General features: G+C 62.4%; 16 protein-coding genes and 4 tRNA genes. 4 read left to right on the top strand and 16 right to left on the bottom strand.

Features of this window, described 5'->3' with window-relative positions:
* Window positions 1-10: 10 nt before the first annotated feature.
* From AC3Z8Y_RS17105 to leuC, 6 genes are all read right to left on the bottom strand, one after another.
* Complete coding sequence (locus AC3Z8Y_RS17105) at window positions 11-2,620, bottom strand: FimV/HubP family polar landmark protein (RefSeq protein ID WP_490086837.1); 2,610 nt, start codon at window positions 2,618-2,620, stop codon at window positions 11-13.
* Between the two features lie 75 nt (window positions 2,621-2,695).
* On the bottom strand, window positions 2,696-3,697 hold the full coding sequence (locus AC3Z8Y_RS17110; protein WP_490086838.1) for an aspartate-semialdehyde dehydrogenase: 1,002 nt from the start codon (window positions 3,695-3,697) through the stop codon (window positions 2,696-2,698).
* A gap of 93 nt (window positions 3,698-3,790) precedes the next feature.
* Window positions 3,791-4,903 carry an aspartate-semialdehyde dehydrogenase gene (asd, locus tag AC3Z8Y_RS17115; RefSeq protein ID WP_225772604.1) on the bottom strand — a complete coding sequence of 371 codons (1,113 nt, stop codon included), beginning with the start codon at window positions 4,901-4,903 and terminating at the stop codon, window positions 3,791-3,793.
* Between the two features lie 64 nt (window positions 4,904-4,967).
* Window positions 4,968-6,050, bottom strand: coding sequence for a 3-isopropylmalate dehydrogenase (gene leuB, locus AC3Z8Y_RS17120; RefSeq protein ID WP_225772602.1), 1,083 nt, complete (start codon window positions 6,048-6,050; stop codon window positions 4,968-4,970).
* A gap of 66 nt (window positions 6,051-6,116) precedes the next feature.
* On the bottom strand, window positions 6,117-6,755 hold the full coding sequence (gene leuD, locus AC3Z8Y_RS17125) for a 3-isopropylmalate dehydratase small subunit (RefSeq protein ID WP_490086839.1): 639 nt from the start codon (window positions 6,753-6,755) through the stop codon (window positions 6,117-6,119).
* On the bottom strand, window positions 6,752-8,185 hold the full coding sequence (leuC, locus tag AC3Z8Y_RS17130) for a 3-isopropylmalate dehydratase large subunit (RefSeq protein ID WP_490086840.1): 1,434 nt from the start codon (window positions 8,183-8,185) through the stop codon (window positions 6,752-6,754). The genes leuD and leuC overlap by 4 nt, the downstream gene beginning before the upstream one ends.
* Window positions 8,186-8,349: 164 nt before the next feature.
* Here leuC and AC3Z8Y_RS17135 point away from each other — a divergent pair, with 164 nt between their 5' ends.
* Window positions 8,350-9,228 carry a LysR family transcriptional regulator gene (locus tag AC3Z8Y_RS17135; protein ID WP_490086841.1) on the top strand — a complete coding sequence of 293 codons (879 nt, stop codon included), beginning with the start codon at window positions 8,350-8,352 and terminating at the stop codon, window positions 9,226-9,228.
* A 39-nt stretch (window positions 9,229-9,267) separates the two neighbouring features.
* Window positions 9,268-12,177, top strand: a complete 2,910-nt coding sequence (locus AC3Z8Y_RS17140) for an EAL domain-containing protein (protein ID WP_490086842.1) — start codon at window positions 9,268-9,270, stop codon at window positions 12,175-12,177.
* Window positions 12,178-12,273: 96 nt separating this feature from the next.
* Here AC3Z8Y_RS17140 and AC3Z8Y_RS17145 read toward each other — a convergent pair whose 3' ends face one another.
* The 8 genes from AC3Z8Y_RS17145 to gltX form a co-directional block, all read right to left on the bottom strand.
* Window positions 12,274-12,723, bottom strand: coding sequence for an Hsp20 family protein (locus AC3Z8Y_RS17145; protein ID WP_490086843.1), 450 nt, complete (start codon window positions 12,721-12,723; stop codon window positions 12,274-12,276).
* A gap of 113 nt (window positions 12,724-12,836) precedes the next feature.
* Window positions 12,837-13,796, bottom strand: a complete 960-nt coding sequence (locus tag AC3Z8Y_RS17150) for a tRNA dihydrouridine synthase (protein WP_490086844.1) — start codon at window positions 13,794-13,796, stop codon at window positions 12,837-12,839.
* Window positions 13,797-13,800: 4 nt separating this feature from the next.
* A complete protein-coding gene (locus AC3Z8Y_RS17155; protein ID WP_181111650.1) occupies window positions 13,801-14,253 on the bottom strand; it encodes an acyl-CoA thioesterase in 453 nt (150 codons plus the stop codon).
* A gap of 90 nt (window positions 14,254-14,343) precedes the next feature.
* Window positions 14,344-14,419 (bottom strand) — tRNA-Glu (locus AC3Z8Y_RS17160).
* A 42-nt stretch (window positions 14,420-14,461) separates the two neighbouring features.
* Window positions 14,462-14,537, bottom strand: a tRNA-Ala gene (locus tag AC3Z8Y_RS17165).
* Window positions 14,538-14,584: 47 nt separating this feature from the next.
* A tRNA-Glu gene (locus tag AC3Z8Y_RS17170) sits at window positions 14,585-14,660 on the bottom strand.
* 67 nt (window positions 14,661-14,727) lie between these two features.
* A tRNA-Ala gene (locus AC3Z8Y_RS17175) sits at window positions 14,728-14,803 on the bottom strand.
* A 201-nt stretch (window positions 14,804-15,004) separates the two neighbouring features.
* Window positions 15,005-16,486 (bottom strand): glutamate--tRNA ligase, encoded by a 1,482-nt coding sequence (gltX, locus tag AC3Z8Y_RS17180; protein ID WP_490086845.1) that lies wholly within the window; start codon window positions 16,484-16,486, stop codon window positions 15,005-15,007.
* A gap of 172 nt (window positions 16,487-16,658) precedes the next feature.
* Between gltX and AC3Z8Y_RS17185 the strand changes: the two genes are divergently transcribed.
* Window positions 16,659-18,046 (top strand): IS3 family transposase gene (locus AC3Z8Y_RS17185; RefSeq protein ID WP_490086846.1). Its coding sequence is split into 2 segments (ribosomal slippage): window positions 16,659-17,175 and window positions 17,175-18,046, totalling 1,389 coding nucleotides; the frame shifts between segments, so codons are not numbered across the junction.
* A gap of 56 nt (window positions 18,047-18,102) precedes the next feature.
* On the opposite strand, the gene AC3Z8Y_RS17190 is transcribed toward AC3Z8Y_RS17185, so the two are convergent.
* Together AC3Z8Y_RS17190 and uvrB are read right to left on the bottom strand one after the other, a co-directional pair.
* Window positions 18,103-18,420, bottom strand: coding sequence for a DUF2845 domain-containing protein (locus AC3Z8Y_RS17190; RefSeq protein ID WP_490086847.1), 318 nt, complete (start codon window positions 18,418-18,420; stop codon window positions 18,103-18,105).
* A gap of 35 nt (window positions 18,421-18,455) precedes the next feature.
* On the bottom strand, window positions 18,456-20,471 hold the full coding sequence (gene uvrB, locus AC3Z8Y_RS17195) for an excinuclease ABC subunit UvrB (RefSeq protein ID WP_490086848.1): 2,016 nt from the start codon (window positions 20,469-20,471) through the stop codon (window positions 18,456-18,458).
* A 248-nt stretch (window positions 20,472-20,719) separates the two neighbouring features.
* On the opposite strand from uvrB, the gene AC3Z8Y_RS17200 reads away from it, so the two are divergent.
* Window positions 20,720-21,916: an amino acid aminotransferase gene (locus tag AC3Z8Y_RS17200; RefSeq protein WP_490086849.1), complete on the top strand. Its 1,197-nt coding sequence runs from the start codon at window positions 20,720-20,722 to the stop codon at window positions 21,914-21,916.
* Window positions 21,917-22,017 lie beyond the last annotated feature (101 nt).

Raw genomic sequence — 22,017 nt, forward strand, 5'->3', positions numbered from 1 at the left:
ACTACCGCTATCAACTCAAGGCGGCGAGCATCTTGCGAGCTTCCTTCTGTTGCGCCACGTTACCTTCCTTGAGCACCTCATCGAGAATATCCCGGGCACCTTCGGCGTCCGACATCTCGATGTAGGCGCGGGCAAGGTCCAGCTTGGTGGTCACCTCATCCGAATCGGCCAGGAAATCAAACTCATCCAGCCCTTCATCGGTGCCTTGGGCACTGTGCAGGCTATTGCCGGCCGATGCCTCGCTGAGGCTGCGTGACAGCTGGTCGAGCTGGGAATTGACATCGTTCACGTCGGCAGCGAAACGGTCCTGGTCTTCTTTCTGGTCGTCAGACAGCGACAGGTCGAAATCCTCCAGCCGCTCATGGTCCGACGGCACAGTGATATCGTCCGGCGCTTCGGCAGGGCCCGGTTCAATGTCCAGCGGATCAACCTCGTGCAGTTCATCCTCGAGCGAAGGCGCAGGTTCATCGGATGCTACATCCGGTTCGGCAGGCGGTACCTCGGAGGCCTGCAAGGCGGTACGTTCACGCAGCAGCGATTCGAAATCCAGTTCGTCCCGCGGAACAGTGCGGGGCGGGGCTTGCTCTGCTGCCGGGGCCGGTTCCTCAGGGGCCGTTTCAATGCCATCCAGGCTCAGGTCAAAATCCGTGTCGAACACATCGCCGATGGGCTCCGGCGCATTTGGCTCGTCCTGCAGCAGGTCCTTCACGTATTGGGCGTCCAGTTCCGCAGCCACTGCCGCGGCACTCAAGCCAGCGGCCACTCCGGCCATCGCCGGGAAGCGAGCCTTGAGTTCGTTGACCCGGGCATGGTTGGCCCCGGTGGCCATCAGTCGCCGCTCCTGGGCCACAAACCCGTCACGGTCGCCTTGATGAGCGAACACTTCCATGAGTTTGAGGCGCAGGTCGCTGCGATCGGGCTCTGCCTCGATAGCGGCTTCCAGGATGTCGCTGGCCCGGGTGTAGCGGCCTTGCGCGATCTGATCGTCGGCTTGGGTAAGCGCATCGTCTGCGGCAGGGGCAACTACCAGCGAGGCAACCGTGGGCAGTTCATTTTTCAGTGGCGGGCTGCTCGGCCGTTGGTACACCGGAGCCTCCGCGGCCTGGGCGGCAGCGGCCGATGCAGCAACCATCGCTGGCGTAAGGCGGACATTCGGCGAGGGGGTGCCTAGCCCTTCGAAGCTGGTGGAAGGAAGGTCGAAGTCCTCGGAGCGAAACTCCTGGGCCTCGGACAATTCCCGCGCCATGCGCGCATGGCGTTCGGATTCCTGCTGGGCCTTGCGCCGACGCGCCAGCAGCCAGGCAGCCAGCAGTACGGCGGCAATTGCCAGCCCGGCAGCGGAACCGAGCACCCAGGGGTTGCTTGGGGCCTCCTCGGCCACGGGTTCGGGCACCACAGGCGGAACTGTCGCGGGATCGTTCGCGGCCGGTGCCGGTGCTGGTGTGGCGGAGCCTTCGGCGGGAGCCTCCTGGCTTTCAGGCGGCGGCGTAAGCTGGGCATTGATAGCCGGCTGGCCGTCTGCCGGGGTTGTACCTTCTTGCGCAGCCCCAGGCTCGGCGGCATTGGAAGCCGGAGTGCCCGAGGCCGCAGCCTCCAGGCGCGCCAATTGATCACTCTTGAGTTGCAGCAGGCGCTGAGCCTTCTCCAGCTGGCTTTGCAGGTCCGCCATGCGGCTCTGCAATTCGCCATTTTCCCGCTGCGCGCTGTCCAGGCTTTCCTGGGTCACCGCCAGTTTGTCTGACAGCACCTTGTTGTCACCGGCCAGGCCACGGGCGCGCTCGTTGGCAGCTTCCCCGGACACCAGCTTGAGGTTGTCGCCCTGCGCCGGCGCCGGGGCATTGCCGCGGCCGTTGCCGCGAGTGGCATCGAGCTGCTGAGCACGAGGGCCCAACCGCCGCCCTTCGCGCCAGGCAGCGTTCTGCCGGGCCACTTCAGCGATGGCTTTTGGCTGCGGCAGGGCAGTAGCGTCGCTGTTATCCGGCAGGCGCAGCACTTGCCCCGCGCGCAGGCGGTTGATGTTGGCATCCTGGAACGCGTCCGGGTTCATCGCCTGAATCGCGAGCATGGTCTGCTGCACCGAAGCCTGCTCACGGAAGCGCGCGGCAATTTCCCACAGCGTGTCCCGGTTGGTGGTGGTGTATTCCCGAGCATTCGACGAAGCGGGCGCGGTAACCGCCGGCGTAGCGGGCGGCGCGGCGGCCTCTGCGGCTTGCGGCGAGAAGCGGGACGGGTCGACCAGCACGCTGTAATCGCGCATCAGGCGGCCACTGGGGTAGATCACCTGCATCAGGAACTTGAGCAGGGGCTCGGGCAACGGTGCGGGGGACGTGACCTGAATCACGCTGCGCCCGCCCGGGTTGATCACCGGGGTAAAGTTCAACTGGTTCAGGAAGGCCTGACGGTCAAGGCCGGCGCGCGCGAACTCTTCGGGGGAGGCAAGGCCCGGCACGATTTCCGGAGCAGTGAGCTGAGCGACATCACGCAGCTCGATTTCCGCGACAAGCGGCTGGTTGGCCGCCGATTTCAACGTGAGCTCGCCCAGTTCCAGGGCTTGCGCCATACCCGATGACAGCGCGGTGGCAGCGGCTATCGCCAAGACCAGTTTGCGAACTTGAACCATGGCCAGATCCTTTTGTGCGTGCCGGACTCACATCGTGAACCAAGAAACTTTATGTAAAGTATTCCCAAGTATCTTTTAGGAAAGGCGTTTTATCAACAATTCCGCCAATTGCACCGCATTCAACGCAGCCCCCTTGCGCACATTATCCAGCGCCAACCACAGGTTCAGCTCGCAGGCATCCTCCAATCCGGCGCGCACACGGCCCACATAGAGCGCATCCTGGCCCACGGCATCCCCTACCGCGGTCGGATAATCATCAGCGCCCGTCCACTCCACGCCAGGGGCCGTTTCCAGCGCGGCACACACGGCTTCAAGATCCACAGGCGTGCGGGAGCGTACGCTCACGGCAAGGCTGTCACCAAAGAAAACCGGCGCCTGGATGCAACTGATGGATGCTTTGAGTAAAGGCAGGCCGAGCAGTTCGCGCAATTCACGGTGCGCGCGTTTTTCCAGCGCGAGGTGGCCAGCGGCATCGGGCTCGCCTACCTGGGCGAGCAGGTTGAAGGCCACCTGACGGTCAAACACCCGCGGCTCCAGGGGCCGGGCATTCAGCAGCTCGGTGGTTTGGCGCGCCAGTTCGCGGATGGCATCGCGGCCTTTGGAAGACATGGAAAGGCACGCCGTAACATTCACCTGCTCCATTTCAAGCAACGGCATCAGCGGCGCCAGCGCCAGGGCAAGGCCCGTCGCCACGCTACCTGGGCTGGCGATCACCGCCGGAAGGGCAAGGCCTTGTGCAACGCCAGGGTTCACTTCCGGCACCACCACGGGCGTGCCCTGCCCTTCCGCCAAGTCGATTACCGTACAGCCCGCTGCGCTGGCCGTGCTCACATAGGCCTGGCTGACCGCTTCACCGGCGCAAAAGAACACCAGCTTCACCTGTTGGAAGTCGAAGCCGTCCAGCGCTTTCACCCGCACGTTGCGCCCACGGAACGGTACCGACTGGGCCACCGATGCCTCACTGCCCAGCAAGTACAGCTGGCCCAGCGGGAACTCACGCTCTTCGAGGATTTGTACCAGGGTTTCACCCACGGTACCGGTAGCGCCAACCACGGCGACATCGAAAGTGACGGACATTGCCTTTCCTTCAGCAGAGAAAACGAAAACGCGGCTGGCGCGGTGTTTCCGGAACGGGAAACATCACACCAGCCGCGAAGGGCCTTGCGCGTATCAGCGTTCCAGCAGGATACGCAGCATGCGGCGCAGCGGTTCGGCGGCGCCCCACAGCAGTTGGTCGCCGACGGTGAAGGCGCCGAGGAATTGCGAACCCATGTTGAGTTTGCGCAGGCGGCCCACCGGCACGTTCAGGGTACCGGTTACCTGGGTAGGCGTGAGCTCGGCCATGCTGGCTTCGCGGTGGTTCGGCACCAGCTTCACCCACGGGTTGTGCTGGCTGATCATGCCTTCGATGTCGGCGATCGGCACGTCCTTGTTCAGCTTGATGGTCAGCGCCTGGCTATGGCAGCGCATGGCACCGATGCGCACGCAGATACCGTCGACCGGAACCGGGTTCTTGAAGCGGCCGAGGATCTTGTTGGTCTCGGCCTGGCCTTTCCACTCCTCACGGCTTTGCCCGTTTGGCAGTTCCTTGTCGATCCACGGGATCAGGCTGCCGGACAGGGGTACGCCGAACTGCTCGGTGGGGAAGGCTTCGCCGCGCATGGCTTCGGCCACCTTGCGGTCGATGTCGAGGATGGCGCTGGCCGGGTTGGCCAGGTCATCGGCGACCGCGGCGTGGGTTGCGCCCATCTGGCGGATGAGCTCGCGCATGTTCTGCGCGCCAGCACCGGACGCCGCCTGATAGGTCATGGCGCTCATCCATTCCACCAGGCCGGCTTCGAACAAGCCGCCAAGGCCCATCAGCATGAGGCTGACGGTGCAATTGCCGCCCACATAGTTGCGGGTACCGGCATCGAGCTGCTGGTCGATCACCTTGCGGTTGACCGGGTCGAGCACGATCACCGCGTCATCCTGCATGCGCAAGGTGGACGCGGCGTCGATCCAGTAACCCTGCCAGCCCGCTTCGCGCAGTTTGGGGAACACTTCGCTGGTGTAGTCGCCACCCTGGCAGGTGAGGATGACGTCCAGGGTTTTCAGTTCCTCGATGCTGTACGCATCCTTGAGCGGCGCGACATCCTTGCCCACGGCAGGACCTTCACCGCCCACGTTGGAGGTAGTGAAAAATACCGGTTCGATCAGGTCGAAGTCCTGCTCTTCCAGCATCCGCTGCATGAGCACGGAACCGACCATACCGCGCCAACCGATCAGACCTACACGTTTCATCGCAACTACACCCTTGAAAAAAGTGGGCCGCCGCCCTTGCAGACGGAGCGGCGGGCCCGAGAGATTACAGATTTCGCAGGGCCGCGACTACTGCGTCGCCCATTTCCTGCGTACCGACCTTCGTGCAGCCTTGCGACCAGATGTCGCCGGTGCGCACGCCCTGATCAAGCACCTTGCCGACTGCCGCTTCGATGGCTGCGGCCGCTTCGGTTTCGTTGAAGCTGTAACGCAGCATCATGGACACCGAGAGGATGGTGGCCAGCGGGTTGGCGATGCCCTGGCCCGCGATGTCTGGCGCGGAGCCATGGCAGGGCTCGTACATGCCCTTGTTGCGGGCATCCAGGGACGCCGAGGGCAGCATGCCGATGGAGCCGGTGAGCATGGACGCTTCGTCGGAGAGGATGTCGCCGAACATGTTGTCGGTGACCATCACATCGAACTGCTTGGGCGCTCGTACCAGCTGCATCGCGGCGTTGTCCACATACATGTGGCTCAACTCGACCTCAGGATAATCCTTCGCAAGGTCCTCGACCACCTCTCTCCACAGCTGGCTGGACGCAAGGACGTTGGCCTTGTCGACCGAGCACAGTTTTTTGCCGCGCACCTGGGCCATTTCAAAGCCTACTCGAGCGATACGGCGGATTTCGCTCTCGCTGTAGGGCAGCGTGTCGTAGGCCTGGCGTTCGCCGTTTTCCAGCTCACGGGTGCCGCGAGGGGCGCCGAAGTAGATGCCACCGGTCAACTCACGCACGATGAGAATATCCAGCCCGGCGACGATTTCCGGCTTGAGCGAAGAGGCATCGGCCAGTTGCGGATAGAGGATGGCCGGGCGCAGGTTGGCGAACAGGCCCAACTGGGCGCGGATTTTGAGCAGGCCACGCTCCGGGCGAATGTCCCGCTCGATCTTGTCCCACTTCGGGCCACCCACGGCCCCTAGCAACACGGCATCGGCCGCGCGGGCGCGCTCCAGGGTTTCGTCTGCCAGCGGTACGCCGTGGCGGTCGATGGCGGCGCCACCGATCACGTCTTCGGTCAGGCTCAGGTCGAGGTTGAAGCGCTCGTTGGCAACATTAAGCACCTTGACCGCCTCGGCCATGATTTCAGGGCCAATGCCGTCGCCGGGGAGAATCAGGATCTGCTTGCTCATGCGTTCCTCTTCTTATGCAAAACGGCACCCCTCGGGGTGCCGGTAAATGTGTGGCGCCTGGGGGGATCAGCGGAACAGCCAGGGCTGCGCTGCCTTGTGCCGGGTTTCGAAGGCGCGGATAGCGTCGGCATCCTGCAAGGTCAGGCCGATGTCGTCCAGGCCATGCAGCAGGCAATGCTTGCGGAATTCGTCGATCTCGAAGCTGTACGCCTTGCCATCGGGACGGGTAACGGTTTGCGCGGCCAGGTCGATGGCCAGCTGATAACCCGGCTCGGCCTCTACCTGGCGGAACAGTTCATCCACGTCGCTGGCATCGAGAATGATCGGCAGCAGGCCATTCTTGAAGCTGTTGTTGAAGAAGATGTCCGCGAAGCTGGGGGCAATCACGCAGCGGAAGCCGTATTCGTCCAGCGCCCAAGGCGCGTGCTCACGGCTGGAGCCGCAACCGAAGTTTTCCCGGGCCAGCAATACACTGGCGCCCTCGTAGCGTGGCTGGTTCAACACGAATTCGGTATTGAGCGGGCGCTTGGAATTGTCCTGGTAGGGCTGGCCCACATCCAGGTAGCGCCACTCGTCGAACAGGTTGGGGCCGAACCCCGTGCGCTTGATCGACTTCAAGAATTGCTTGGGAATGATCTGGTCGGTGTCGACGTTGGCGCGGTCCAGGGGCGCGGCAAGGCCAGTGTGCTGGGTGAAGGCTTTCATGCTGCGCTCTCCTGGGACAGTTCACGGACGTCTATGAAGTGGCCAACGACGGCGGCGGCGGCGGCCATGGCCGGGCTCACCAGGTGAGTACGGCCACCAGCGCCCTGGCGCCCTTCGAAGTTGCGGTTGGAGGTGGAAGCGCAGTGCTCGCCCGATTCCAGGCGGTCCGGGTTCATGGCCAGGCACATGGAGCAGCCGGGTTCGCGCCATTCGAAGCCCGCTTCGATGAAAATGCGGTCCAGCCCTTCCCGCTCGGCCTGGGCCTTCACCAGGCCGGAGCCGGGCACTACGATCGCCTGCTTGATGGTGGCGGCGACCTTACGGCCCTTGGCAACCTCCGCGGCGGCGCGCAGGTCTTCGATGCGCGAGTTGGTACAGGAACCAATGAAAATACGGTCCAGGCGAATATCAGTGATCGGCTGGTTTGCCCGCAGTCCCATGTACTTGAGGGCCCGCTCGATCGAGCCACGTTTTACCAGGTCGGCCTCGGCGGCCGGGTCTGGAACAGCCTGGTCCACCGCCAGCACCATTTCCGGAGACGTGCCCCAGCTGACCTGCGGCTTGATCTCGGCGGCGTTCAAGCGCACCACGGTATCGAAACGGGCGTCGTCATCAGACTTCAGCCCTTGCCACTCGGCAACGGCTTTTTCCCAGTTATCGCCGCTCGGGGCGAACGGGCGACCTTTCACGTAGGCGATGGTTTTTTCGTCGCACGCCACCAGGCCCACACGGGCGCCGGCCTCGATGGACATGTTGCAAATGGTCATGCGGCCTTCAACCGACAGGTCACGGATGGCGCTGCCAGCGAATTCGATGGCATGCCCATTACCGCCTGCGGTGCCGATCTTGCCGATCACCGCCAGCACGATGTCCTTGGCAGTCACGCCGAACGGCAAGGTGCCTTCGACCAGTACCTGCATGTTTTTCATCTTCTTGGCGACCAGGCACTGGGTCGCGAGCACGTGCTCCACTTCCGAAGTGCCAATGCCATGGGCCAGCGCGCCGAACGCACCATGGGTAGAGGTGTGGGAGTCGCCACACACCACGGTCATGCCCGGCAAGGTCGCGCCCTGCTCCGGGCCAATCACGTGAACGATACCCTGGCGCTCGTCATTCATCTTGAATTCGGTGATGCCGTATTCATCGCAATTGTCGTCGAGGGTTTGCACCTGCAGGCGCGACACCTGGTCGGCGATGGCCTCGATGCCGCCCTTGCGCTCGGGGGTGGTAGGTACGTTGTGGTCGGGGGTAGCGACAATGCTGTCCACGCGCCACGGGGTACGGCCGGCCAGCCTTAGCCCTTCGAAAGCCTGGGGTGAGGTCACTTCGTGAACGATGTGGCGATCGATATAGATCAGCGCCGAGCCATCGTCCCGCTGCTTGACCAAATGAGCATCCCAAAGCTTGTCGTAAAGCGTTCTACCGGCCATCGATCGGTTCCTCGTCAGGCTATGACTTGTGGCAGTGGCATGGCGGCGTTTTGTCGCTGCTCGATTGAGGTGCCTCTGCTTGTGATAGGGATGCTATGGCGTTAGATTGAATAACTCAAATTCATAATTTTTATGTTCTGGATAACAACAAGGAATTTCACCGGGTGGATCTGGCAAACCTAAGCGCGTTTATCAGTGTGGCCGAAACCGGCAGCTTCTCTAATACAGGCGAGCGCCTTCATCTCACCCAGCCGGCCATCAGCAAACGTATCGCCGGGCTGGAAGCACAACTCAATACACGCCTGTTCGATCGGCTGGGCCGCGAGGTCAGCCTGACTGAGGCCGGGCGGGCCTTGCTGCCACGGGCCTATCAAATCCTCAACGTGCTGGACGACACCCGCCGGGCCTTGAGTAACCTCAATGGCGAGGTCACCGGCCGGCTGACCTTGGCGACCAGCCATCACATTGGCCTGCACCGGTTGCCGCCGCTATTAAGGGCCTTTACCCGCCGCTATCCCAACGTGGCGCTGGATATCCAGTTTCTGGATTCCGAAGTGGCCTACGAGGAAATTTTGCACGGCCGTGCCGAACTGGCGGTGATCACTCTGGCACCCGAGCCGTACGGGCTAGTGAAGGCTGTGCAGATCTGGGACGACCCACTGGACCTGGTGGCCGCGCCAGAGCATGCGCTGGCGCGTCAGGAACAGGTATCACTCCAGGATATCGCTCGCCACCCGGCGGTATTCCCGGGGGGCAATACCTTTACTCACCACATCGTTCGGCACCTGTTCCAGGCACAGGGGCTTACTCCCAATATCGCCATGAGCACCAACTACCTGGAAACGATCAAGATGATGGTGTCCATCGGGCTGGCCTGGAGCGTGCTGCCGCGCACCATGCTGGATGACCAGGTGACAAGGCTGTCACTTCCGGGCGTGCAACTGAACCGCAAGCTAGGCTACATCGTGCATACGGAAAGAACGCTCTCGAACGCCGCGCGCGCGTTCATGGCATTACTGGAAGCAGAAACTGTCTCTGAATGACAGACACAGGCAATTGCCCGATCAAGGAAGCCCGGCCTCATGCCCAAGAGCCTCAAAGCACGTGCCCGTTTGCCGCGAATACAGGCGGCCGACCCTCGGGAAGCGGAAGCGTTGTGGGAAAGTGCATCGCAACTGCTCGCCGCGCTCAACGGCGCCCGGTTGGGCGCATGGTATTGGGACATCGAGGAAGGGGTGATCAATTGGTCCCGGGGCACCCAGGCTCTGTTCGGCTTCGACCCCCAAGTTCGGCTTGCACAAGATATCGACTACCTGGACCTGCTGCCTGAGGAGGACCAGACCCGCACCCTGCAAGCCTTCGAGGCTGTGCTGCGCGGCGAACCGTTGGACCAGGCCATGCGCCACCGGATTCGCTGGCCGGACGGCAGCCTGCATTGGATAGAAATCAGTGGCAGCCTGGTCAGTGGCCGCGACGGTCGCCCGCACATGGTGGGTGTGGTACGTGAAATTACTCAACAGCGCGAGCGTGAAGCTGCGCTGATCGCGTCGGAAAAACGCTTCGCCACGCTCTTCCAGCTCAGCCCGAACGTGGTGATGCTCACCCGCCGCAGCGACGGGTTGATCTACGAAGTGAATCATCACTTCGAAAAGGTGCTCGGCTGGCCCGCCGACCAGGTGATCAACAAGACCACCGAGGAACTGGCGCTCTGGGCCGACCCGCCAGAACGCACGGAGCTGATGCTGGCGACGCTTTCCAGTAACGAACCCATCGTCACGCAAGTGCGCTTGCGCGCCGCTACCGGGCAATTGCGTCAAGGCATCCTTTGCAGCCAGAACATCGACCTGGACGGGCGCGCGTTCCTGCTCAGCACCTTCGTGGACACCAGCGAACGCATCCGAGCCGAACAATTGCTCAAGGACAGCCAGGAGCGCCTGGACCTGGCGCTGGAATCCGCCCGGCTCGGCACCTGGGACTGGCACATCCCAAGCGGCATGCTCTATGGCTCGCCGCGGGCCGCTCAACTGCATGGGCTGCCCGCCGCGCCCTTCCACCAGAGCTTTGCCGTGTTCTTCCGGCACATCAATGCACAAGACCGCCGGACCATGCGCCACCTGTATCGCCAACTGATCGCCGGGGGTGGCAGCGAGTATCAGGTGACCTACCGCGTGGACGCAGGCCAAGGGGCTATCCGCTACCTGGAAACCCGCGCCCGGCTGCACCGCGACGCAGACCACACGCCACTGCGCATGGCGGGCACACTGCTGGACATCACCGACCAGGTTGAGCGAGAGCAGCGGCTGCTGCATTCCGAAGATAAATTCGTGCGGCTGTTCCAGGCCAGCCCTTACCCGGTGTGCGTGAGCGAGCAGGCCACGGGCCGCTTCGTTGAGGCGAACCCCACGTTCTGCGAGACCTTTGGCTGGACCGCCGGCGAAGTGATCGGGCGCACCGCCGAGGAGCTGGGGCTGTGGAGTGACGAGCATCAACAGGCGATGCTCAAGGAAGAGCTGAGGCGGTTCGCCCGCGTTCGCCATCGAGAAATCATCGCACGGCGCAAGACCGGCGAGCCGCTGATCCTGGAGATCACCCTCGAACCCATCACCCTCGACAACACCCCATGCATGCTGATGACGGCGCGTGACGTAAGCCAGCTCAAGAACGCCCAGGCGCAGATCCAGCACCTGGCATACCACGACCCCCTCACCAACCTGGCTAACCGGGCCTTGCTGATGGACCGCATCAGCCAGCAGGTGACGTTGCTCAAGCGGTATAACCAGCGCGGCGCGTTGCTGTTCCTCGACCTGGACCATTTCAAGCACATCAACGATTCGCTCGGGCACCCCGTGGGCGATACGGTCCTCAAGATTGTCACCGCCCGGCTGGAAGCCAGCGTGCGGCTGGAGGACACGGTGGCACGGCTGGGCGGGGATGAGTTCGTGATCCTGGTGGGCGGGCTGGAAGGTAGCCGCAGCGAGGTCACGGCCGAGGTGCGCGCCCTGGCCGATACGCTGCGCGAACTGCTAGCCGAGCCAATGTCCCTCGATGGCCATCGGCTACGCGTGACACCGAGCATCGGGATGGCGCTGATCCCCGACCACGGCACCAGCCCGGCGGACCTGCTCAAGCGCGCGGACATCGCCCTGTACCGCGCCAAGGATTCCGGCCGCAACACCGCGCAGATGTTTCATAGCGCCATGCAAAAGGCCGCCAGTGAACGACTACGCATGGAAAACGACCTGCGCCTGGCCCTTAGCCGGGGTGAACTGCACCTGTACTTCCAGCCGCAGGTCGATGCGCGCGACGACCGTATCATTGGCGCCGAAGTGTTGCTGCGCTGGATGCATCCGCAGCTGGGGCAGCAATCGCCGGCGCAGTTCATTCAGGTGCTGGAAGAAAGCGGGCTGATTCTGGATGTGGGCAACTGGATACTGGACGAAGCCTGCGGTGCCTGCGCCAGGCTGCTGCAGGCCGGGTTGATCAATGCCAGCGAGTTCAGCCTGTGCGTGAACATAAGCCCGCGGCAATTTCGCCAAACCGATTTCGTCGCCCGCATCGAGCGCAGCCTCAGCCACAACCAGTTGCCGTGTAGCCTGCTCAAGCTGGAAATCACCGAAGGCATCGTGATCCAGAACCTGGAGGACACCATCAGCAAGATGCGCGCGCTGAAAAAATTGGGCGTGAGTTTTGCGATGGATGACTTCGGCACGGGGTATTCGTCCCTCACCTACCTGAAACGGCTGCCGGTGGACACGTTGAAGATCGACCAATCCTTCGTGCGCGATTGCACCCACGACCCCAACGATGCCGAGATCATCCGCGCAATCGTGGCCATGGCCCGTAGCCTGGAGCTGACCGTGATTGCTGAGGGTGTGGAACTGACCGAGCAGCTGGATTTCCTCGACGGGCTGGGGTGCCATTACTACCAGGGCTACCTGTACAGCCGCCCGGTGCCGCTGGAGCAATTCAAGGAGTTGCTGGTGGGCGCGTAGGAGGCCTTTTGCCCCGCCGCTTCCTACAGAATGTCGTCGGTTAATAAAAAAGGGGCGCCCCACCAGGCGCCCCTTTTCACTTCTCGCGTCGAGCGATCAATGTTCCAGCACAGGCTGCGTACCACCGATCGGGATGCGTTTTGGCTTGGCCTCTTCCGGCACTACACGCAGCAGGTCGATGTTCAGCAAACCATTCTGCAGGCCGGCCGCCTTGACCTCGATATGGTCAGCCAGGCGGAAGGACAGCTTGAAGGCCCGCTGGGCAATGCCCTGGTGCAGGTAGGTGATGCTGCTGGTGTCGCCCTCGCGGTTCTTGCCGCCGGTGACGGTCAGCACGCCTTTCTCGACCTGCAGGTCGAGGTCCTGCTCATGGAAGCCTGCCGCGGCCACGACGATGCGGTATTCGTTATCGCCATGTTTCTCGACGTTGTAGGGTGGGTAGGTGCTACCCGACTCATTGCGCAACGCCGACTCGAACAGATCGTTGAAACGATCGAAGCCAACGGAATGACGGAACAGTGGAGCCAAGGAAAATGCAGTGCTCATGACGATCTCCTGAGATTTCAGCGAGTAGTTGATTCCGCGACCCGACTTCGGCATCGCGTACCTAACAGATAGGGGCTCACTTAAAGCTTTCAAGACCGTTCGTCGGCTTTTTTTTACGCGGCTACGGGCGCCTCGAGGCCAAGCATTTCGCTGATGCGCGTGCAGTCGGTTTCCTGCCGCAGCGCGGTGAACAGCTCTACCGCGGCCGGATAAGTGCGGGTGAGCATGGCCACCCATTGCTTCAACCGCCCTGGGGCATAACGGGGCGAAAGCTTGGCGGTGGCCTGCAGCCAGAAGTCTTGCAACAGGGGCAGCAGATCGTCCCACGTCATGGGTACTACCGCCTTGCCTTGCGCCGCTGCAGCGATCTGCAGGGCCAGATCAGGCCGGGAGACCAGCCCGCGCCCCAGCATGAAGTGCTGCGCGCCGCTAACCTCACGGCAACGCTGCCAATCCTCTACGGTCCAGATTTCGCCGTTGGCATACACCGGTACCTTCACCGCATCCTGTACCCTCGCCACCCATTCCCAATGCGCCGGCGGCTTGTAGCCCTCCAGCTTGGTACGGGCATGCACCACGATGCGCTCCGCGCCACCATCGGCCAACGCGCGAGCGCAGTCCATGGCGCTGGAGGGGCTGGCGTAACCCAGGCGCATTTTCGCTGTGACGGGAATGTGCGAGGGGGTGCTGCGGCGCACTTCGCTGACGATCGCGTGCAACAACTCGGGCTCGTTGAGCAACACAGCGCCCCCGCGAGAGCGATTCACCGTTTTGGCCGGGCAACCGAAATTCAGGTCGATCACCGGCGCGCCCAGTTCGCTGGCCACGGCGGCGCTGTCGCCCAGCAGCACGGGATCGGAGCCCAGCAGCTGAACGTGCAACGGCGTACCGGCGCGGGTCTGGCTGCCATGGGCCAATTCGGGCGCCAGCTTGAGGAAGGACGACGGCGGGAGCGCGCGGTCGGACACGCGGATAAACTCGGTCACGCACCAGTCGATGCCCCCCACACGGGTAAGCACGTCGCGCAGGATGTTATCGACCAGCCCTTCCATAGGCGCCAGGGCGAGTTGCATAGGTTCAGTTCTCAGGTGTGGCAGGGGCCGGCTGGATGGCACAGCCATAGCCGTCGATGAATTCGCTCGGCATGCGCTTGGGCCGGCCAGTCGATAGCTCGATGCACACGAAGGTGGTTTGCGCACGCAACAGCGTGGCACCGTCGGAAGGGCGAATGAGCTGGAAGCGGCGGTTCATCTTCAGGCGCTGGTCCCAGTCGATGATCCAGGTGCCCATTACGAGTTCGTCGTCTTCGTAAGCGGCGGCCAGGTAGTCGATTTCGTGGCGTAACACGGCCATGGCGCGGTCCAGCCGACGGTATTCGACCAGGTCCAGGCCAAGATAGCCCGAATGGCGCCAGGCACAGCGCTCGAGCCAGGAAACATAGACGGCGTTGTTGGCGTGGCCGAGCCCGTCGATGTCGTCGGCGCTGACACGGAGGTCGAGGGTAAAGGGTGACGGCAGATCCCAGTTCATATGCTCTCCTGCGCTCACCATAGGGCCGGAAAAACAAAAGGCCCATTCAATAATCGAATGAGCCTTGATTCCCGGAGATCGGGGTAAACGTGGCGTCCCCTAGGGGACTCGAACCCCTGTTACCGCCGTGAAAGGGCGGTGTCCTAGGCCACTAGACGAAGGGGACGCAAACCTTCGAGCAGGCCCGCCGTAGCAGGCCCTGGCAAAATGGTGGAGCTAGACGGGATCGAACCGTCGACCTCTTGCATGCCATGCAAGCGCTCTCCCAGCTGAGCTATAGCCCCGATTTTACGCCTGGCGGCGTGTAACGCCGAAGCGATACAGGTGAAAATGGCGTCCCCTAGGGGACTCGAACCCCTGTTACCGCCGTGAAAGGGCGGTGTCCTAGGCCACTAGACGAAGGGGACAGACCTTCTTTCCGGCCGGTCTGGTAACCGGCCTGCCCGAGGTTTACAACACCTGGGGCGAGGAATTTGGTGGAGCTAGACGGGATCGAACCGTCGACCTCTTGCATGCCATGCAAGCGCTCTCCCAGCTGAGCTATAGCCCCACAGCGCGGCGCCTTGTTTCAGCACCATGTCGTGGACGGGGCGCATATTAAGACGACACCCCTACCCTGTCAAACTAATTTTCAGAAATTTTTAAAAAATTATTCCCGGCATTCAAAGGGTTAGGGTCGCGCCTCGAATTTACGGGGCGAAGGGGCCGCAAGCGCAGCGCCCTTCCCTCCCGTGATCGCGACCCCAGGCTGTCAGCCGATGTCAGCCAGCAGTTTTTCCCACTCCTTGTTTTCTTTCTTCGACACGCCGCCCAGCAGGTCCAGCGCCTGGCGCAAGCGGTAGCGGGTAAGGTCCGGGCCAATGATTTCCATGGCGTCCAGCACCGACACCGAGCTCGCCTGGCCGGTGATGCTGGCGAACATCAGCGGCATGGCGTCGCGCAGCTTGAGCTGCAGTGCGTCTACCACGGCCTGGATACAGGCGGTGATGCGATCCTTCTCCCACTGCCGCAACCCTTCCAGCTTCCAAAGGATCAGCTGGATCACCTGACGAACCTGGTCTGGGGTGAGCTTCTTGGAAGCGAACAGGGCGGGATCCGGGCGCACGCCACCCTCGAAGAAGAAACCACCCAACGGAGCGACCTGGCTGAAGGTTTCTACCCTGCCCTGCACCAGCGGTGCGATCTTCATCAGGTAATCCTGATTGAAGGCCCATTTGCGCACGCGCGCGGCGAACTCTTCTACCGGCAGCTCGCGCAACCACTGGCCATTTAGCCACGACAGCTTTTCGATATCGAAGATCGGCCCGCCCAGCGATACGCGGGACAGGTCGAAGTGCTCGACCATTTCGTCGAGGGAGAACTTTTCGCGTTCGTCCGGCATGGACCAGCCCATGCGCCCCAGGTAATTGAGCATGGCCTCAGGCATGAAGCCCATACGCTCGTAGAACGTGACGGAGGTGGGGTTCTTGCGTTTGGAGAGCTTGGACTTGTCCGGGTTGCGCAGCAGCGGCATGTAGCACAGCTGTGGCTGCTCCCAGCCAAAGTACTCGTACAGCTTCATCAGCTTGGGCGCGGACGGTAGCCATTCCTCGCCACGCAGCACGTGGGTGATGCCCATGAGGTGGTCGTCCACCACGTTGGCGAGGAAGTAGGTGGGCAGGCCGTCGGTCTTGATCAGCACCTGCATGTCCATGCGGTCCCACGGGATTTCCACGTCGCCGCGGAGCATGTCCGGCACCACGCACACGCCTTCGCTGGGCACTTTCATGCGGATCACATGGGGCTCGCCCGCAGCCAGGCGGCGCTGCACTTCTTCCGCGGACAGCAACAGGGCGCGGCCGTCATAGCGCGGGGTTTCACCACGGGCCATTTGCTCGGCGCGCATCTGGTCCAGCTCTTCGGCGGTGCAGAAGCACGGGAAGGCATGGCCGGCGTCTACCAGTTGTTGGGCGTAGCGCTTGTAGATCTCGCCACGCTCGCTTTGCCGGTACGGGCCGTGCGGGCCACCGACGTCCGGGCCCTCGCTCCATTCGATACCGAGCCAGCGCAAGGCGTCGAAGATCTGCTGCTCGGATTCGCGGGTGGAACGCAGTTGGTCGGTGTCCTCGATCCGCAGGATGAATTCACCGCCGTGCTTTTTGGCGAAGCAGTAGTTGAACAGGGCGATGTACGCCGTGCCAACGTGGGGGTCGCCAGTGGGCGAAGGCGCGATTCGGGTGCGAACGGTGCTCATGGAGGGCTCTCGGACAGGACAGTACAAAGCAGGGAATGGTAGCAGGCTGGGCGGGTGGCCCCAAGGGGATACAGAAACGCGAAGGCCGGCCGATCAGCCTATCCCGTGGGAAGCGGGCGCAGTGAGGCGCGCCCTAGAAGTTGGACATCCATCCAACCTCTGGGGTGTATTCATGAGCAAGTACAGTACGCAGTTCAAGCTTTCAGCGATCGGCGCCTTCCTCTCTGGGGCCTACGGTTTTCGCCGCGTTGGCGCCGACTTCGGCGTTGATCCCACGCTGCTGCGCCGCTGGATTGCGGCCTATAGGCAACATGGCGAACAGGGTGTCACGCCGCGTGCGCGCCAGTCGTACACCACCGAATTCAAGCTGATGGTACTGCAAACGAAGTGGCGCGATCACCTATCGCTTCGAGAGGTCGCGGCCCTGTTCAACCTCGGCTGTTCCAGCCAGGTGGGCAGATGGGAGCGTGAGTACTACAGTAGCGCCATCGAAGCCCCGCGCCCGGGGCCCCAGGAATTGCCTGTTGTCATGTCCAAGCCGAAATTTCCAAAACCCCAGACGCCCCTTCCATCCGAGTCGATCAAGGATGAAGACCTGACCCATGACCAGTTGCTGGCCAGGCTGTACCAGGCTCGGGTGGAGAACGCTTACCTAAAAAAGTTGAAGGCGTTAAGGGAGGAAAAGGAAAGGCAGGCGGCAGCCGGGAAGAAAAAGCCCGGATAGTCACCGCGCTGCGGTCGGACTTTGACCTTGATGCGCTGCTCAAGGCGGCCGGGCTGGCGCGCAGCACCTACTACTACCAACTCAAGGCGATTGCTGCCGGGGACATGAGCGCCCCGCTGAAAGCTGCGATCCAGAGCATTCAGGATCAGCACAAGGGCCGATACGGCTACCGCCGCGTGACCGCGACCCTGCGTCACGACGGGCAGCTGGTCAACAGCAAGAAAGTGCGTCGGCTGATGGGCGAGATGGGGCTTCAATGCAAGGTACGACCCAAGCGGTACAAGTCGTACAACGGCCTGATAGGGGTAGCCGCGCCCAACCTGCTGGCCCGGAATTTCAAGGCCGAGGCGCCGAATCAGAAGTGGGTGACCGACGTGACCGAGTTCAAGGTGGGCAGTGAAAAGCTGTACCTGTCGCCCGTGCTGGACTTGTACAACGGCGAGATCGTGGCCTATCAGCTCGCCGAACGCCCACAGTATGCGCTGGTGGGGCAAATGTTGGAGCAGGCTCTGAAGCGCTTGCCGGACGGTGCCACGCCGCTGCTGCACTCGGATCAGGGCTGGCACTACCGCTATCAGGAGTACCGCGACCGGCTACAGGCAGCGGGTCTGGAACAGAGCATGTCGCGCAAAGGTAACTGCTTGGACAACGCGGCCATGGAAAGTTTTTTCGGCACGCTCAAGACGGAGTTCTTCTACCGGGAGCGCTTTACCAGCATCGATCAGCTATGGACGGCGATTGAGGAATACATTCACTATTACAATCATTACCGCATCAAGATGAAGCTCGACGGCCTGAGCCCTGTGGCGTACAGGACCCAGGCCGCAGCAGCCTGATTTACTCGTCCAACTTTATGGGCGCATGCCACAGCTCGCGAAGAGGTCAGGCCAGATTAAAGAAGGTCACCGTCCGGCGCTTCCCGGCGGGTATCCACGCGTATCAGCACGTCATTCTGGAAGCGCCAGTATTTCCAGGCGCCGCCATTGGGGCCGTATACCAGTACATCGGTTTTGGTCGCGCCTTTTCTCGGCACCCCGTTTGGGCGCAGCGCGGGGGGCTGGCTGGCCTGCGCCGCGGGTGGCCCGCAGCGGCTCAGCACTTCACCGAGCCTGGCGCCAGGATTGATCAGTTCCCTGCCGCAGCGGGTGCTCGCTTCGGCAGCGGGGATACAGGCAAGCGCCAACATCCCTATCGCAACGACTCTGATCATATCGCCTCCTTCGACACCTGCCAGCTACCCGCAGGTTACACCGCCAGCAACCGCTCGCGCAGCTTGCCGATTTCATCGCGGGTTTGCGCCGCGGCTTCGAACTCCAGGTCCCGGGCGAACTGGAGCATCTTCTCTTCCAACTGGCGGATGCGTTTGTTGATCTCGCTCGGGCTGCGCAGCTCGGCTTCGTATTTGGCGCTCTCTTCGGCAGCCTTGGCCATGCCCTTGCGCTTCTTGCTCTTGCCGCCGGGGATATTGGCGCCTTCGAGGATGTCGGCGATGTCGCGTACAACCCCCTTGGGCACGATGCCGTTGGCTTCGTTGAAAGCGATCTGCTTTTCCCTCCGCCGCTCGGTTTCGTTGATGGCCCGTTCCATGGAGCCGGTCATGTTGTCGGCATAGAGGATCGCCCGGCCGTTGAGGTTACGCGCGGCGCGGCCGATGGTCTGGATCAGCGAGCGCTCCGAGCGCAGGAAGCCTTCCTTGTCGGCATCCAGAATGGCCACCAGGGCCACCTCCGGCATGTCCAGGCCCTCGCGCAACAGGTTGATCCCCACCAGCACATCGAAGGTGCCCAGGCGCAGGTCGCGGATGATCTCCACCCGCTCCACCGTGTCGATGTCCGAGTGCAGGTAACGCACCCGCACATCGTGATCGGCGAGGTAATCGGTAAGGTCTTCGGACATGCGCTTGGTGAGCGTGGTGACCAGCACCCGTTGATCTAGCGCCACGCGCTTGCGAATCTCGGACAACAGGTCGTCCACCTGAGTAGAGGCCGGGCGGATTTCGATCTGCGGGTCTACCAGGCCGGTGGGGCGAACCACCTGCTCCACCACCCTGCCGGCGTGCTCCTGCTCATAGGGGCCGGGCGTGGCGGAGACGAAAATGGTCTGCGGCATGATCGCTTCCCACTCGTCGAAGCGCATGGGGCGGTTATCCAGCGCGGAAGGCAGGCGGAAGCCGTACTCCACCAATGTTTCCTTGCGGGAGCGGTCACCCTTGTACATCGCCCCGACCTGCGGAACGCTCACATGGGATTCGTCGATCACCAACAGCGCCTCGGGCGGCAGGTAGTCGTACAACGTGGGCGGTGCCGCGCCGGCGGGCCGACCGGAGAGGTAGCGGGAGTAGTTTTCGATGCCGTTGCAGTAGCCCAGCTCCAGCATCATCTCCAGGTCGAACCGCGTACGTTGCTCCAGCCGCTGAGCCTCTACCAGCTTGTTGGCGCCGCGCAGGTATTCCAGCCGCTCTTCCAGTTCAACCTTGATCTTTTCAATGGCCCCGACGATGGTTTCCCGAGGGGTTACATAGTGGGTTTTCGGGTAGAGGGTATAACGCGGCAGGCGCTGGATGATCTCGCCGGTGAGCGGGTCGAAGGACGAGATGTTTTCGATCTCGTCGTCGAACAGCTCGATGCGGATGGCTTCGAGGTCGGACTCGGCCGGGAATACGTCAATCACATCGCCACGCACGCGAAAGGTGGCACGGGCAAAGTCCATTTCGTTGCGGGTGTATTGCAACTCGGCCAGCCGCCGTAGCAGCTCGCGCTGGTCGAAGCGGTCACCGCGGTCCAGGTGCAACACCATGCGTAGGTAGGTTTCCGGGCTACCCAGGCCGTAGATGCACGACACCGTGGTCACGATGATCGCGTCCTTGCGCTCCAGCAACGCCTTGGTGGCGGACAGCCGCATCTGTTCGATGTGGTCGTTGATCGAGGCATCCTTCTCGATGAAGGTGTCCGAAGACGGCACATAGGCTTCAGGCTGGTAGTAGTCGTAGTAGGAAACGAAGTACTCCACGGCATTGTTCGGGAAGAATGCCTTGAACTCACCGTATAGCTGCGCCGCCAAGGTTTTGTTGGGCGCCAGTACCAGCGTGGGGCGTTTTATCTGCGCGATCATGTTGGCGATGCTGAAGGTTTTGCCCGACCCGGTCACACCCAGCAGCGTCTGATGGGCCAGGCCTGCATCGATGCCTTCCACCAGTTGGCGAATAGCCTCAGGCTGGTCGCCGGCGGGCTGGTATTGGGTCACAAGCTGGAATTCGGACATGGGCTACCTCAATCGCCCCGCAGGGCTGTATCCATAAACAGTACTGGGGTGCTATACAGGCGTCAAATATCACCTTACATACGGGTGGCAGTGAAATATGATTATCCGTGTTAAGGGGTGTAAAAAAAAACGAACAAATCGGACACTAGCTGTCGCGAACCCGCGCAACCCTCTCTATACTCATCGACCGTTGGCGCACCGCGTTGGTGCGGATTTTTTCACCCTCCTTTACAGAGCCACGGTCCCTAATGAGCCTGTTTTCCGCTGTCGAATTGGCGCCCCGCGATCCTATCCTCGGCCTCAACGAAGCCTTCAATGCCGACCCCAGGCCTGAAAAGGTCAACCTGGGTGTAGGCGTTTACTACAACGAAGCAGGCAAGATCCCGCTGCTGCGCGCGGTCATCGAAGCGGAGCAGGCACGGGTCGCCCAGCATGCCGCCCGTGGTTACCTGCCGATCGAAGGCATCGCCGCTTATGACAAGGCCGTGCAAACCTTGCTGTTCGGTGCCGAGTCGCCGTTGCTGGCCGAAGGCCGTGTAGTCACCGTGCAGGCCGTAGGCGGCACCGGCGCGCTCAAGCTGGGTGCCGACTTCATCAAGCGCCTGCGCCCCGAGGCGGTAGTAGCAATCAGCGATCCAAGCTGGGAAAACCACCGTGCCCTGTTCGAAACCGCCGGCTTCCCGGTACGCGAATATCGCTACTATGATGCGACCAGCCATGGTGTGAACCGTTCCGGCCTGCTGGAGGACCTGAACGCTCTGCCAAGCGGCTCGGTAGTGGTGCTGCATGCGTGCTGCCACAACCCGACCGGGGTAGACCTCACCCGTGAGGACTGGCAACAGGTGCTGGACGTGGTTCGCGCCAAGGGCCATGTGCCGTTTCTGGACATCGCCTACCAGGGCTTCGGCGACGGCATCCCCGAGGACGCCGAAGCCGTGCGGTTGTTCGCCGAGGCAGGCCTCACCTTCTTCGTCTCCAGCTCGTTCTCCAAGTCCTTCTCGCTGTACGGCGAGCGCGTGGGCGCGTTGTCGATCGTCACCGCCTCGAAAGACGAGAGCACCCGAGTGCTGTCGCAGATCAAGCGAGTGATCCGCACCAACTACTCCAACCCGCCCACCCACGGCGCGATGATCGTGGCCACCGTGCTCAACAGCCCGGAGCTGCGCGCCATGTGGGAAGCGGAACTGGCAGAAATGCGCAGCCGCATCCGCGACATGCGCCTGGGTATGGTCGACCGCCTGGCTGCCCTGGGCACCGCGCAGGACTTCAGCTTCATCAAGCAACAGCGCGGGATGTTCTCCTACTCGGGCCTGACCACTGCACAAGTGCATCGCCTGCGTAACGAGTTCGGCATCTATGCCCTGGACACCGGCCGCATCTGCGCCGCGGCGCTTAACCAGAGCAACCTGGGCGCGGTGACCGAGGCGATCATCAAGGTGTTGTAACGCCTTCAATGCTCCGCGTGTAGGAGGCCTCTAACTCTGTGGGAAGCGGGCGAAAGCTCGCGAAAAAATGACCATTCGCGAGCTGTCGCCCGCTTCCCACA

The organism is Pseudomonas sp. 3MAES_34.3B (assembly GCF_058145875.1).

Coding starts and splice junctions, on each gene's coding strand:
- AC3Z8Y_RS17105 (WP_490086837.1), bottom strand. CDS start 2,620: ATGGTTCAAGTTCGCAAACTGGTCTTGGCGATAGCCGCTGCCACCGCG.
- AC3Z8Y_RS17110 (WP_490086838.1), bottom strand. CDS start 3,697: ATGTCCGTCACTTTCGATGTCGCCGTGGTTGGCGCTACCGGTACCGTG.
- asd (WP_225772604.1), bottom strand. CDS start 4,903: ATGAAACGTGTAGGTCTGATCGGTTGGCGCGGTATGGTCGGTTCCGTG.
- leuB (WP_225772602.1), bottom strand. CDS start 6,050: ATGAGCAAGCAGATCCTGATTCTCCCCGGCGACGGCATTGGCCCTGAA.
- leuD (WP_490086839.1), bottom strand. CDS start 6,755: ATGAAAGCCTTCACCCAGCACACTGGCCTTGCCGCGCCCCTGGACCGC.
- leuC (WP_490086840.1), bottom strand. CDS start 8,185: ATGGCCGGTAGAACGCTTTACGACAAGCTTTGGGATGCTCATTTGGTC.
- AC3Z8Y_RS17140 (WP_490086842.1), top strand. CDS start 9,268: ATGCCCAAGAGCCTCAAAGCACGTGCCCGTTTGCCGCGAATACAGGCG.
- AC3Z8Y_RS17145 (WP_490086843.1), bottom strand. CDS start 12,723: ATGAGCACTGCATTTTCCTTGGCTCCACTGTTCCGTCATTCCGTTGGC.
- AC3Z8Y_RS17150 (WP_490086844.1), bottom strand. CDS start 13,796: ATGCAACTCGCCCTGGCGCCTATGGAAGGGCTGGTCGATAACATCCTG.
- AC3Z8Y_RS17155 (WP_181111650.1), bottom strand. CDS start 14,253: ATGAACTGGGATCTGCCGTCACCCTTTACCCTCGACCTCCGTGTCAGC.
- gltX (WP_490086845.1), bottom strand. CDS start 16,486: ATGAGCACCGTTCGCACCCGAATCGCGCCTTCGCCCACTGGCGACCCC.
- AC3Z8Y_RS17190 (WP_490086847.1), bottom strand. CDS start 18,420: ATGATCAGAGTCGTTGCGATAGGGATGTTGGCGCTTGCCTGTATCCCC.
- uvrB (WP_490086848.1), bottom strand. CDS start 20,471: ATGTCCGAATTCCAGCTTGTGACCCAATACCAGCCCGCCGGCGACCAG.
- AC3Z8Y_RS17200 (WP_490086849.1), top strand. CDS start 20,720: ATGAGCCTGTTTTCCGCTGTCGAATTGGCGCCCCGCGATCCTATCCTC.